At 62.2% G+C, this 12,115-nt stretch carries 13 protein-coding genes; 6 read left to right on the plus strand and 7 right to left on the minus strand.

Annotated elements, in window-relative coordinates:
- Positions 1-9: 9 nt before the first annotated feature.
- The 6 genes from VV088_RS08990 to VV088_RS09015 all read left to right on the plus strand — a co-directional run bounded on the left by VV088_RS08990 (position 10) and on the right by VV088_RS09015 (position 5,481).
- Positions 10-690: a response regulator transcription factor gene (locus VV088_RS08990; RefSeq protein WP_334600360.1), complete on the plus strand. Its 681-nt coding sequence runs from the start codon at positions 10-12 to the stop codon at positions 688-690.
- A 14-nt stretch (positions 691-704) separates the two neighbouring features.
- On the plus strand, positions 705-1,202 hold the full coding sequence (locus VV088_RS08995) for a hypothetical protein (protein ID WP_334600361.1): 498 nt from the start codon (positions 705-707) through the stop codon (positions 1,200-1,202).
- Between the two features lie 149 nt (positions 1,203-1,351).
- Positions 1,352-2,794, plus strand: coding sequence for a sensor histidine kinase (locus tag VV088_RS09000; RefSeq protein WP_334600362.1), 1,443 nt, complete (start codon positions 1,352-1,354; stop codon positions 2,792-2,794).
- Complete coding sequence (locus tag VV088_RS09005; protein ID WP_334600363.1) at positions 2,791-3,357, plus strand: GNAT family N-acetyltransferase; 567 nt, start codon at positions 2,791-2,793, stop codon at positions 3,355-3,357. Before VV088_RS09000 ends, VV088_RS09005 begins: the two co-directional genes overlap by 4 nt.
- 125 nt (positions 3,358-3,482) lie before the next feature.
- Positions 3,483-4,109 carry a single-stranded DNA-binding protein gene (locus tag VV088_RS09010; RefSeq protein ID WP_334600364.1) on the plus strand — a complete coding sequence of 209 codons (627 nt, stop codon included), beginning with the start codon at positions 3,483-3,485 and terminating at the stop codon, positions 4,107-4,109.
- A gap of 55 nt (positions 4,110-4,164) precedes the next feature.
- A complete protein-coding gene (locus VV088_RS09015; RefSeq protein ID WP_334600365.1) occupies positions 4,165-5,481 on the plus strand; it encodes an Ig-like domain-containing protein in 1,317 nt (438 codons plus the stop codon).
- A gap of 46 nt (positions 5,482-5,527) precedes the next feature.
- On the opposite strand, the gene VV088_RS09020 is transcribed toward VV088_RS09015, so the two are convergent.
- From VV088_RS09020 to VV088_RS09050, 7 genes are all read right to left on the minus strand, one after another.
- Positions 5,528-6,127, minus strand: a complete 600-nt coding sequence (locus VV088_RS09020; RefSeq protein WP_334600366.1) for a DUF1349 domain-containing protein — start codon at positions 6,125-6,127, stop codon at positions 5,528-5,530.
- 10 nt (positions 6,128-6,137) lie between these two features.
- The gene (locus VV088_RS09025) at positions 6,138-6,557 is read right to left on the minus strand and encodes a nuclear transport factor 2 family protein (RefSeq protein ID WP_334600367.1); all 420 of its coding nucleotides are present in this window, start codon (positions 6,555-6,557) and stop codon (positions 6,138-6,140) included.
- A gap of 70 nt (positions 6,558-6,627) precedes the next feature.
- On the minus strand, positions 6,628-6,810 hold the full coding sequence (rpsU, locus tag VV088_RS09030; protein ID WP_023348912.1) for a 30S ribosomal protein S21: 183 nt from the start codon (positions 6,808-6,810) through the stop codon (positions 6,628-6,630).
- A gap of 133 nt (positions 6,811-6,943) precedes the next feature.
- Positions 6,944-7,264 (minus strand): hypothetical protein, encoded by a 321-nt coding sequence (locus tag VV088_RS09035; RefSeq protein WP_334600368.1) that lies wholly within the window; start codon positions 7,262-7,264, stop codon positions 6,944-6,946.
- 366 nt (positions 7,265-7,630) lie between these two features.
- On the minus strand, positions 7,631-10,138 hold the full coding sequence (leuS, locus tag VV088_RS09040) for a leucine--tRNA ligase (protein WP_334600369.1): 2,508 nt from the start codon (positions 10,136-10,138) through the stop codon (positions 7,631-7,633).
- A gap of 210 nt (positions 10,139-10,348) precedes the next feature.
- A complete protein-coding gene (locus tag VV088_RS09045; RefSeq protein ID WP_334600370.1) occupies positions 10,349-11,143 on the minus strand; it encodes a hypothetical protein in 795 nt (264 codons plus the stop codon).
- A 124-nt stretch (positions 11,144-11,267) separates the two neighbouring features.
- Complete coding sequence (locus tag VV088_RS09050; RefSeq protein ID WP_334600371.1) at positions 11,268-12,113, minus strand: bifunctional 5,10-methylenetetrahydrofolate dehydrogenase/5,10-methenyltetrahydrofolate cyclohydrolase; 846 nt, start codon at positions 12,111-12,113, stop codon at positions 11,268-11,270.
- Positions 12,114-12,115: the final 2 nt, after the last annotated feature.

Genomic DNA, 12,115 nt, shown 5'->3' on the forward strand with positions numbered 1-12,115 from the left:
TGAGGACAAATGGCGGAACGCATTCTTTTGGTGGAGGACGAGGAAAAGCTGGCTCGGATGGTGGAGCTGGAGCTGAGCTACGAGGGCTATCAGGTCAAAAAGGCGCTGGACGGCCGGAGCGGACTGGAGCTGGCCCTGAGCGGAGGCTTCGATCTGGTGTTGCTGGACATCATGCTGCCCCAACTGTCCGGGATGGAGGTGCTCCGCCGCCTGCGGCGGGAGAGCCAGGTGCCGGTCATCATGCTGACGGCCCGGGACAGCGTGGTGGATAAGGTGTCCGGACTGGACTCCGGCGCGGACGACTATATCACAAAGCCCTTTGCCATTGAGGAGCTGCTGGCCCGCATCCGGGCCGCCCTGCGCGGCAAAAGCGGTCCCAGCGGACCCAGCGTCCCCCTGGCAGCGGGACCGCTGGTCATGGACGTGGACAAGCATCAGGTCACCGTCCGGGGGCAGAACGTGGAGCTGACCAAGAAGGAGTTCGATCTGCTCCGCTGCCTGCTGGAGAACAAGGACCGGGTGCTCACCCGGGAGAGCCTGCTGGACGCGGTGTGGGGCTTCGACTTTGTGGGGGAGACCAACTCGGTGGACGTCTACATCCGCTTCCTGCGCTCCAAGCTGGACGACGCCTTCGGGCTGAAGCTCATCCATACTGTCCGGGGCGTAGGCTACGTGATCAAAGAGGAATAAGGAGAAAACGAACCATGGTGATCGTATACCGTTCCAACACCGGCTTTACTCAGGAATACGCCGCCATGCTGGGCAGGGCGGCGCAGATGAAGGTTCTCCCCCTGGCCGGGGCGGCGGGTAAGGTCAGCGAGCCCGTCTTCTACATGGGCCCCCTGATGGCGGGCCACATCTCCGGCATCGACCAGGCGGTCAAAGCCTTTGCCGTCCAGGGGGTCTGCGGCGTGGGCATGTCCCCCGCCTCCCAGCAGGTGCTGGAGACGCTGGCCAAAGCCAACTATGTCCCCGGCGCGCCTATCTTCTACCTTCAAGGCGGCTGGGCGCCCAAAAAAGTGGGCTGGCTGAAACGCCGCATGGTGAACATGGTCACCCGGTCCACCCGGGAGGCCCTCCAGGACAAGGGCAGCCGCCGCACCCCGGAGGAGAACCGCTATCTGGATTTCCTGCTCCACGGCGGCAGCTATGTGGCCTTCGAAAACCTGGAGGCCATAAGAGACTGGATGAAAAACGTATAAAAGCCCCCTTTGCAAAGGGAGGCGGCAATTGCGAAGCAAATGCCGGAGGGTTTTCCCTGAGGAGACAGATGCGTCCCGGCAGGAGAAGCCCTCCACCGCCCCGGGGGCGGCGCCCCTTTGCGAAGGGGGCCTTTCAGGAGGTGAATCCTATGCCCCGCATTCAGCACCGCTTTCAGACCCCGCCCCCGGCGGACCCCATCGCCGCCGCCCGGGACTCCTCCCTGGCTCTGCGGCTGAACATCGGATTTTTCCTGCGGCAGCTGGGCATTTTCATCGCGATGGACCTGCTGCTGCTGACGCTGGCCATGCTGGGGATCTTTCTCTACGCTGAAAACCGCTGCGCCGATGTGGTGAACCTGGTAGCCATCCGGGGGGTCCCCTCTGCGGACACCATCGCCTGGATGGAGGCCAGTGATTACACGATCACCGCCCTGGACCGGGAGCCGGAGGGTCTGGAACCCCCCTATCTGCCCCGTTATGAGACAGAGCCGGGCCTGCGCTCCTGGGACGTGTCAAGCTACTATACCATCGAAATGCCCAACGGCGGTCAGCCCTACGCCGTCACGGTGGACACCTCCGGCATCTTTGCCAGCATGTACTGGGCGGGCGTCGTCATTCTGATCTGCCAGGGGCTGTCTCTGATCTCTAACCTGTTCCGGGGAGGCCGCTCCATCCGCAAGGTGCTGCGGCCCATTCAGGACCTGGCCGCTGCCGCCGCCCGGCTGAACTCCATGGCCCACATGTCCAAGCGGGAGATCGAGAGCCTGGCCGGGGAGCTGGACAAGATCGACGCCACCCATCTGGACAGCCGCATCGATCTGCCCCCCACCCAGAAGGAGCTGCGCTCCCTGGCCCAGTCCATCAATGAGATGATGGACCGGGTGAACCAGGCCTACAGCGCCCAGATGCGCTTTGTCTCCGACGCCAGCCACGAGCTGCGCACCCCCATCGCCGTCATCCAGGGTTACTCCGCCCTGCTGGACCGGTGGGGAAAGAGCGATCCGGAGGCTCTGCAGGAGTCCATCGACGCCATCCGCGGGGAGGCCGCCTCCATGGAGCGGCTGGTGGAGCAGCTGCTCTTCCTGGCCCGGGGGGACAACGACTCCCAGCCGGTGAAGATGGAGCGGCTGGACCTCACCGATCTGGCCGGCGAGGTGCTGCGGGAGGAGGAGATGATCCATCCGGAGCGCACCTTCCTCCCCCGCTGGGGGGAGGACCCCGTCAGCATATATGCTGACCCCGGCCTGATCAAGCAGGTCCTGCGCATCCTGATGGACAACAGCCTGAAGTACAGTCCCGCCGAGGGCCGGGTGTATCTGCGGGTGTCGGGAAGCGGGGAGCAGGTCCGGGTCACCGTGCAGGACGAGGGCATGGGCATCCCCCCGGACGGCATCCCCCACATTTTCGACCGGTTTTACCGCACCGATCTGTCCCGGGACCGGAAGACCGGCGGCACCGGCCTGGGGCTGTCCATCGCAAAATGGATCGTGGAGCGCCATGGCGGCTGGTTTGAGGTGGCGTCCCGCCCCGACGTGGGTACCCGGATCACCGCCGTGCTCCCCGCGCTCCGGGAGGAGGAGAACGCATCATGACATTGCGCTTTGCCGGACAGGGGGACGTCCCCGCCCTGCTGGCTGTCTACCAGCACGCCATCCCCACCAGCATCACCTTTGAATACGAGCTGCCCTCCGTGGAGGAATTCGCCCGGCGGGTGGACTCCATCTCCCGCATCTACCCCTATCTGGCCGCAGAGGAGGAGGGCGCTGTGACCGGCTACGCCTATGCCCACCGCATTGCGGAGCGGGCCGCCTACGCCTGGGGGGCGGAACTCTCCATTTACCTCCACCCCAGCGCCGCCGGAAAGGGGCTGGGCGCCCGGATGTACCGGGCGCTGATGGATCTGCTGCGGCTCCAGGGCGTGCGGACGGTCTACGGGCTGGTGGCAAGCCCCAACCCCGCCAGCGAGCGGCTTCACGCCTCCCTGGGCTTCCGGGTGATGGGCGTCCAGCGGAACGCGGGCTACAAAAACGGCCGCTGGATCGACCTGCTCTGGTTCGAGAAGGCCATCGCCCCCTGCGATGTGCCGCCCGCCCCGTTGACTCCCATTGGAATGCTGCCCGGCGAGCAGGTCCGGGCCATCCTGGACCGCCCCTGACCTCTCCCTCTCCGGGAGAGGTTTTTTCCCTTCCTTTTTGCTGTTTATGGACATACCCCGCCCGAAGGCCGCATAGGATGGAAGCAACAGACCCTTGGTCGTTTGACGATAGGAGTGTTGCTTCCATGCAGACAAACAACAACAAAATTTTTCTCCGGGGGCGGCTGGCCGCTCCCCCCTCCCTCTCCCACACCAACCACGGAGTGGAGTACATGCTGCTCCCCCTGTCGGTGTGCCGCCTGTCCGGGGCGGAGGACACCCTCCACGTGATCGCCTCCCGGGAACAGCTGAGCGCCCTGCCCCCTCTGGACGCCGGCAGTCCCCTCACCGTCTCCGGAGAGGTGCGCACCTTCAACAACCGCAGCGGCGTTGGCAGCCGGCTGGTGATCAGCATCTTCGCCCGGAGCCTGTCCCAGGAGGAGGGTGAGGACGAAAACCATCTGGAGCTGTCCGGAACCATATGCAAGCCGCCCGTCCTGCGGACCACCCCCCTTGGCCGCACCATCTGCGACATGATCTTGGCCGCCAACCGCCGTTATGGCCGGGCAGACTATCTGCCCTGCATCGCCTGGGGCAGTCTGGCCTACCGCTGCGGGGCCATGGAGGTGGGCGGCCGCCTGGCCCTGGAGGGCCGCCTCCAGAGCCGGATCTACACCAAGGAGATCGACGGCCAGACCCAGGAGCGCACCGCCTTTGAGGTGTCCATCATGTCGCTGGCCGGCGAGGAGGAGTACATCGATCCAAACGCATAATTTTCCGGAAACCGCAGCACAATAGGGATACACTCATTTTAAAGGAGGTATCCCCATGAAACGCATTTCCCTCCGCCGGGCCGCTGCGCCGCTGCTCATGCTGGCTCTGGCGTTCTCCCTGGCGCTCCCCACCTCCGCCTTCTTCTGGAGCAAAAAGACGGAGGACCCCTATGTGGCGGATTTTTCCAAAAACGGCCTGATTGGCTCCACCATCGCCTTTACTGCCGGGGACTTTGCCGTTAAGCCCGACGGCAAGACCGCCCTCAGCGGCATCACCATCGACGTGCTCCCCGACCCTGGAGCGGGTACGCTGTGCATGGGTGACATGCCTGTGGCCATTGGGACCTATGTGGACGCCACCGCCCTGTCCGGCCTGCGCTTCCAGAGCGCGCAGCGGCCAACCGTCACCACCACCACGCTGGTGTTCACCCCGTCCTTCGCCTCTGTGCAGGAGGTCCCCCAGGCTACCGCCACCCTCTATCTCCTCACCCAGCAAAACAACCCGCCGGTGGCCCGGAATATGGAGCTGACCACCTATAAAAACGTGGCCATCACCGGCTACTTCGATGCGGTGGACGGCGAGGGGGACGCTCTTACCTTCCAGCTCACCTCCACCCCCGCCCGCGGGGCGGTCACCCTGGCGGAGGACGGCTCCAGCCAGTTCGTCTACACCCCCTATGAGAACAAGACGGGCTCCGACTCCTTCACCTACGTGGCCATCGACCCGGCGGGCAACACCTCCCCCGAGGCCAAGGTGTCCCTGCGCATCGACAAGCCGGACACCAAGGTGACCTACTCCGACCTGGAGGGCCATCCCATCCAGAAATCCGCCATCCGTCTGGCGGAGGAGGGCATCTATGTGGGCCGGTACGTGGACGGCCGCTACTTCTTTGACCCGGACCAGACCGTCACCCGGGCCCAGTTTCTGACCATGGCCATGTCGGTGGCCGGACTGGAGGATCTGGAGGGGGTCACCCTCACCGGCTTCTCCGACGACAACGCCATCCCCACCTGGGCCAAAGGGGCCGTCTCCGCCGCCCTGAAGGCGGGGGTGGTTCAGGGCTCCCGGGATGCGAGCGGCGCGCCCATCTTCGGCGCGGGGGACAGCATCTCCCGGGCGGAAGCGGCGGTAATGCTGGACAACCTGCTGGAGATCACCGACGTGCCGGTGGCGGTCTTCTCCCCGGATGAGGGCCACTGGGCCGCCCAGGCGGCGGCGAATCTGTCTGCCTCGGGGATCATCCGGGCGGACACCGCCGGAGCTGTCCAGCTGGCCGACACCCTCACCATGGCCGACGCTGCCGAGATGCTGGACGGCGCGCTGGACATGATGAGCGCCCGCAGCAGCGGCAGCTGGCTGCCCTGGGCGTAACCTGAAAAGCAGGAGCGGCACACACTGTTGCCGCTCCTGCCTCTGTTTAATCCGGCTGCTGCCCGTTGTGGGCCTTCCACTGGCAGTCCGTAAGCTGTAACTGGGAGAACACCGCTTTGAAGGAGGAGTCCTCCGGGGAACAGGCGTAGATCCCAAAACGTATCCTTCCCCCGCCCTCGTGCATGTGACACACCCGCATCTGCCGCCACATCTCCCCGTCCGGGGAGCACTCGATACAATAGTCGTCCTCCCGGCGGCTGAGGCGGTACCACATGGACTTCACCGAGGCGTCAATCGCCGTTGTGGCCCAGTCGGACCAGCCATGGTTGGTCACCACGCTGCCCAAATGCTGAAACGCCTCGTTCTCAAACTCAACGGAAGCCTTCAGCCAATTTTCGCTGTCCAGGTACATGACGATCCCGCACTGGTCAAAGCGGCGGCAGCTGTCCTGGAACTCCGTCCTGACCACAAAGCTGAAAAACTTCTCCTCCGTCTCCATTTGGAAGACCGGGGCGTTGTCGTTTTGGAAGTGGTAGTAGGTCCTCTGCCACAGGTCGGTGCGGGGCCTGGTGACAACCTCTATGCGTTCGGGGCCGATGGTGCAGCGCTCTGGCTCTCTCGTCCAGCTGAAATTTGATACGTCCATCACAGTCCTCCTAAAACCATATTGGCGGTTCCTGCCGGAATTGGGGGACGCTCCCGTTCCGGTAGGGATTGTAGCGGTTTACATTGCAGCCAAACTCCTGCAAAAAGGATATTTTACCGTCCTGCGTCCACTTCACCAGCGACATACCGTCGAATGCCTCCACCGCTCCATGATTCATTCGGTTTTGGAAGTACCACTGGACCACCGTCTGGTCCTCCCGGTGGAAGAACTGCTGGATCTCCCATTGCTGCACCCTTCCCCGGGTGTTCCACTCGTCGAACCACAGCTTGATGTTCCCTGCGCCCCGGTATTCCGGTCCCCAGCTTTCCACATAGACCGCGTCCTCCGCGAAGATATCCCAAATCCCCGCGTCCTTACCTTGCAGCCACATGTCGAACCAGAGGCGGATGATGGTTTCCCGCCGCTCCATCCGGCAAGCCTCCTTCTGTAAACTGGAATGAAACGCCGCCGAAGCGCTAACTCCGGCGGCATTTGATGACTTAGTAGAACTTCTTGCGGTTCTTGCGGGCAGCCTCAGACTTCTTGCGGCGCTTGACGCTGGGACTCTCGTAGTGCTCACGCTTGCGGACCTCGGCCAGCACTCCGGACTTGGCGCAGCTGCGCTTGAAGCGCTTCAGGGCGCTTTCCAGAGACTCGTTTTCTCTCACTCGGACTTCCGACATTTATATTTCCCTCCCTCCGCGCGCGGCGGGGTGTTCCCGCTCACGTAAGGGCCATTTTTATGGCTTTAACATTGTTATTATATGGCCTTTCCCCGCAAATGTCAAGAGTAGATTTGTAAACAGCCTGTGAATCTTAGAACCCGCTATTATATTTCGTTTGCGTCTTTGCAAGAACGGTGAAGGCGATTATCATTCCAACCAGCAAAACGCCCAGTGAAATCATCACAACGGGCGCAGTCTCTCCAAACAAGGCAGCCACTCCACTCAAAATCAGCGACGCAGCAAGCACAAATAATCCTTTTGAAAATGATTTCCCATAGGCTTTCTGATCCACTTCCTTCACATGCTTCCAATGATAAGAATGAATCAAATTTATATTTCCTCTAGATATAGAGACCGCTATTCCAAAGAATAAGGCCGCTATGACAAACATCAGCACCGAGTAGGCAATCATACTGAAACCTCCAAAACAGCAGAACCAACTTGACAAAACACCAAGGCAGTGGTATATTAATGATAAAGGGTACTGTCCACAAGACGGTTCAGCCCGTGGTTTGGATTTTCAAAAGAAAACCGTCACCGTTGCGGGGTGGCGGTTTTCAGCGTTTAATACGTATCGTCACGGTTAAACCGAAGATATGAAATGTCACCGTAACTGGCATACGCTCACCCCCTTTCGGGTGGTGCAGCTGAACCGCCTCGCCTGTATTGGACAGTACCCATATAAAAAATACCATGTTCGGACCGCAAAGTCAAGAAAAACCATGTTGGCAAAACGTCAGGACGGTGATATCCACCGCCCTGACGTTTTCATTTTATATCACGCCTGGGGCTTGAAGATCAGGCTGACCAGCTTGCCCTTGACCACGATGGACTTGACCAGCTGCATCCCTTCGGCCAGCTTGGCAATCTTGGGCTCGGCCAGGGCGGCGGCCACTACCTCCTCGTCGGAGGCGCCGGCGTCCACCACGATATTGGCCTTCACCTTGCCGCCCACCTGAACGGCCATCCTGGCGGTGGCTGCCACCGTCTTGCTCTCGTCGTACTCGGGCCAGGGCTGGAGGCACACCTGTCCGCCGAAGCCGTTCATCTCCCACAGCTCCTCGCACAGATGGGGGGCGAAGGGGGACAGCATCAGCAGCAGAGCCTTGTAGTCTCCCTTGGCAGCCCCCTTGGTGTAGAAGTCGTTGACCAGGGCCATGAGGGCGGCGATGGCAGTATTGAACTTCATGGCCTCAATGTCGCTGGACACCTTCTTGATGGCCTTGTGGATGGCGCTCTCGTTTCCGGCGGAGTAGCCCTCCCCGTCCTTCAGCTTCTCGTTCAGGTTCCACACCCGGTCCAGGAACTTCTTACACCCCCGGACCGACTCGTCCGACCAGGTGGCGGTCTTCTCGAAGTCGCCAATGAACATGATATACAGCCGCATGGTGTCCGCGCCGTAGTCCCGAATCACGTCATCCGGGTTGACCACGTTGCCCAGGGACTTGGACATCTTCACCGAGGGGCGCATGGCCTGAGAGCCGTATTTATCGATGAGGGCCTGCTTCTCCTCCTCCGTCTCCACATTGCCCACATAGTGGGGGTTCTTGCCCAGAATCATGCCGTGGCTGGTGCGCTTGGCGTAGGGCTCGGCGTGGGGGATGACCCCGATGTCGTGGAGGAAGTTGTTCCAGAACCGGGAGTAGAGCAGGTGGAGGGTGGTGTGCTCCATGCCGCCGTTGTACCAGTCCACCTGGCCCCAGTAGTCCAGAGCCTTCTTGGAGGCCAGGGCCTTGTCGTTATGGGGGTCCATATACCGCAAAAAGTACCAGCTGGACCCGGCCCACTGGGGCATGGTGTCGGTCTCCCGCTTGGCGGGACCGCCGCAGCAGGGACAGGTGGTGTTCACCCAGTCGGTCATCTTGGCGATGGGGGACTCGCCGTTGTCGGTGGGCTCGTAGCTGGCCACCTCGGGGAGCAGCAGGGGCAGCTGATCCTCGCCGAGGGGCTGCCAGCCGCACTTGTCGCACCAGATCATGGGGATGGGCTCCCCCCAGTACCGCTGGCGGGAGAACACCCAGTCCCGGAGCTTGTAGTTTACCTGCTCATGGCCGATGCCCTTCTCCTCCAGCCATTTGGTGATGGCGGGGATGGCGTCCTTCACCGTCATGCCGTCCAGAAAATCGGAGTTGACCATGATGCCGGTGTCGTCCTTGGCGGTGAATGCCTCCTTCTGCACGTCCTCGCCGCCGGAGACCACCTCGATGATCTCACAGCCGAACTTCTTGGCGAAGGCCCAGTCGCGGGTGTCGTGGGCGGGGACGGCCATGATGGCCCCGGTGCCGTAGGAGGCCAGCACATAGTCGGAGATGAAGATGGGGATCTCCCGGCCGTTCACCGGGTTGACCGCCCGGACGCCCTTCAGCTCCACGCCGGTCTTCTCCTTGTCGGCGGCCAGCTCGGTGCGCTCAAAGTCGGACTTGCGGCCTGCCTCCTCCACGTAGGCGGCCACCTCGTCCCAATTTTGCAGCTTGTCCTTCCACTCCTTCACAAAGCGGTGCTCCGGAGAAATGACCATGTAGGTCGCGCCGAAGAGGGTGTCGGGCCGGGTGGTGAACACCACGATGTCGTCCCCGGTGGTGGCCTTGAAGGTGACCTCCGCGCCGGTGGAGCGGCCAATCCAGTTGCGCTGCTGGGTCTTGACCCGGTCGATAAAGTCCACGGTGTCCAGCCCGTCGATGAGCTTCTGGGCGTAGGCGGTGATCTTCAGCATCCACTGGGATTTTTCCTTGCGGACTACAGGAGCGCCGCACCGCTCGCAGACGCCCTCCACCACCTCCTCGTTAGCCAGCACGCACTTGCAGGAGGTACACCAGTTCACCGGCATGGTGGTCTTGTAGGCCAGGCCGTGCTTGTACAGCTGGAGGAAGATCCACTGGGTCCACTTGTAGTAGCTGGGGTCGGTGGTGTCCACGCACCGGTCCCAATCGAAGGAGTAGCCCAGCATGTGGAGCTGCCGGGTGAAGTTTTCGATGTTCTGCTTGGTGATGACGGCGGGGTGGATGTGGTTCTTGATGGCGAAGTTCTCGGTAGGCAGGCCGAAGGCGTCGTAGCCGATGGGGAACAGGACGTTATAGCCGTCCATCCGCTTCTTCCGGGCGATGACGTCCATGGCGGTGTAGGGCCGGGGATGGCCCACGTGCAGGCCCGCTCCGGATGGATAGGGAAACTCCACCAGGCCGTAGAACTTGGGCTTGCTGGTGTCGCCGTTTTGGCAGGCGAAGGTTTTTTCATCCTTCCATTTGGTCTGCCACTTCTTCTCAATGGCGGTAAAATCGTACTTCAATGCAAACACTCTCCTGTACCGTCTGGCTCCAGAGGGCCAAATCGATAATCATTCCATGATATTATAGCGGAACACGCTCATAATTGCAAGAGAAAAAATAATCGCCTCTGGAGTTTAATCCGAGGCGATTTTCATTCTTTCCGGCGACTTTTTGTACCATATATAAACAACCGGCCCGCTGGGCCGGCTGTTCGCTGTTCTGTCATTGGATCAGGCCATCGCCTCAAAGCCGGACTTCTGACGGTTGTCCTGCTGGGGCTCCTGAGCGGGGTTGGCCTTAGTGACGGTACGGGTGGTGCCGCCGGAGACGTACACGTCCCCGCACTCGGGACAGATATCCGTGTGGAGGGTCACCGACTGGCTGACCACCTTCCGGTCCTCCCGCACGGCCTTGGCCTGCTCCCGGACCACGTGCTCCTGCTCATGGCCCCGGACGGCGGCCGCCGCCTGCTCGGGGTCCACGTTGGTGGCGGTCTTGAAGGAGACGCCGGGGTCGTCGGAACCGTCCTGATACTTGCGGTTCTTGCAGGTCTCGCACTCAGACTCCTCCACGACCTCCTGGGGGGACTTGGCCTCCTCCTGCTCGGTCTTCACCACGTCCTGTTCCGGATTGGACTCCAGGCTGTCCCGCTCCCGGGCCCTGTTCAGCAGCTTCTCCAGCCCGTCAGACTGGTTCAGGCCCAGCAGCTCCTGCTCCAGGTCATCCACCTTGTTGTCCAGGTACTGGATGCGGGACCGCACCGCCATTTCAGCGGGGTCGGCTCCCTCCCGCATGGTGGGGAAGAGGAAGGGACTGTCCTTCTGAATAGTCTGGTCCGCGCCCCGCTGAACGGTGGGCGTCCGGTCCACCGGGGGCACTGGAGTGGTCTGGGCCCGGGACACCGCGCTCACCGGCTCGGTGCTGGTGGGGCGGACGTTCTGGTTCTGATTGGCGTTTCTATTCTGGTAGATGGAATTGTAACCGCTCATGCTGCCGTAGCTCATAAATGCTCCAATGGCTGACATTGCGGACACCTCCTTCTTAAAATAAAAGCTGGCAGGATTATTATACTAAATTTTCCTTCCGTTCGCAAGGGCCCCCGAAAAATTTTTTTGCGGCTCCGCCTCCTCCGAGGCCGAGCCGCACAGGTCATCCTTTTCCGTGCCGCAGGGCGGCAGCCAGCGTGTTTTCCATCAGCACCGCCCGTGTGACAGGACCCGTCCCGCCGGGGACCGGAGTGATATACGCGGCCCTTTCCGCCGCTGCGGCGTAGTCCACGTCCCCCCGCAGCCGGCCCTGGGCGTCCCGGTTGATGGACACGTCAATGACCACCGCCCCCTCCTTCACCATATCCCCGGTGATCAGACCGGGGCGGCCGGCGGCGCTGACCAGAATATCTGCCCGGCGGCACTCCGCCTCCAGGTCGGGAGTCCTGGTGTGGCATATGGTGACGGTGCCGTGCTTCTGCAGCAGCAGCATGGCCTGGGGCTTGCCCACAATGTTGGACCGGCCCACCACCACGCACCGCTTCCCCGCCGGATCGATGCGGTACTCCTCCAGCAGGCGCATCACTCCCGCCGGGGTACAGGGCCGGAAGGACTCCATCCCCAGCGCCAGGTCCCCCATGTTCACCGGGTGGACACAGTCCACATCCTTGTCCGGCCGGATGGCCAGCACCGCCGCCCGCCCATCCAGATGCCTGGGCAGGGGGAGCAGGAGCAGGATGCCGTCGATCTCCGCCCGGCCGTTGAGGATGCCGATCACGTCCATCAGCTCCGCCTGGGAGGTGTTCTCCGGCAGGCGGAAGGCGTCGTAGTAGATGCCGCACTGCTGGCAGTCCTTCCGCTTGCCGGCCTCGTAGGACAGCGCGGCGGGGTCATCCCCCACCAGCACCACAGCCAGCCCCGGCCTGCGCTCCATCCGCTCCACCTGGAGCCGGACCGTCTCCTTGAGCTTGGCCGCAAGGCCCTTTCCGTCCATCACAACTGCCGCCATGG

The organism is Lawsonibacter sp. JLR.KK007 (assembly GCF_036941135.1).
Classification (GTDB): Bacteria; Bacillota; Clostridia; order Oscillospirales; family Oscillospiraceae; genus Lawsonibacter.

Excerpts from the sequence above, each read along its gene's own strand:
- VV088_RS08990 (WP_334600360.1), top strand. The coding sequence starts at position 10 with ATGGCGGAACGCATTCTTTTGGTGGAGGACGAGGAAAAGCTGGCTCGG.
- VV088_RS08995 (WP_334600361.1), top strand. The coding sequence starts at position 705 with ATGGTGATCGTATACCGTTCCAACACCGGCTTTACTCAGGAATACGCC.
- VV088_RS09000 (WP_334600362.1), top strand. The coding sequence starts at position 1,352 with ATGCCCCGCATTCAGCACCGCTTTCAGACCCCGCCCCCGGCGGACCCC.
- VV088_RS09005 (WP_334600363.1), top strand. The coding sequence starts at position 2,791 with ATGACATTGCGCTTTGCCGGACAGGGGGACGTCCCCGCCCTGCTGGCT.
- VV088_RS09010 (WP_334600364.1), top strand. The coding sequence starts at position 3,483 with ATGCAGACAAACAACAACAAAATTTTTCTCCGGGGGCGGCTGGCCGCT.
- VV088_RS09015 (WP_334600365.1), top strand. The coding sequence starts at position 4,165 with ATGAAACGCATTTCCCTCCGCCGGGCCGCTGCGCCGCTGCTCATGCTG.
- VV088_RS09020 (WP_334600366.1), bottom strand. The coding sequence starts at position 6,127 with ATGGACGTATCAAATTTCAGCTGGACGAGAGAGCCAGAGCGCTGCACC.
- VV088_RS09025 (WP_334600367.1), bottom strand. The coding sequence starts at position 6,557 with ATGGAGCGGCGGGAAACCATCATCCGCCTCTGGTTCGACATGTGGCTG.
- rpsU (WP_023348912.1), bottom strand. The coding sequence starts at position 6,810 with ATGTCGGAAGTCCGAGTGAGAGAAAACGAGTCTCTGGAAAGCGCCCTG.
- VV088_RS09035 (WP_334600368.1), bottom strand. The coding sequence starts at position 7,264 with ATGATTGCCTACTCGGTGCTGATGTTTGTCATAGCGGCCTTATTCTTT.
- VV088_RS09045 (WP_334600370.1), bottom strand. The coding sequence starts at position 11,143 with ATGTCAGCCATTGGAGCATTTATGAGCTACGGCAGCATGAGCGGTTAC.
- VV088_RS09050 (WP_334600371.1), bottom strand. The coding sequence starts at position 12,113 with ATGGCGGCAGTTGTGATGGACGGAAAGGGCCTTGCGGCCAAGCTCAAG.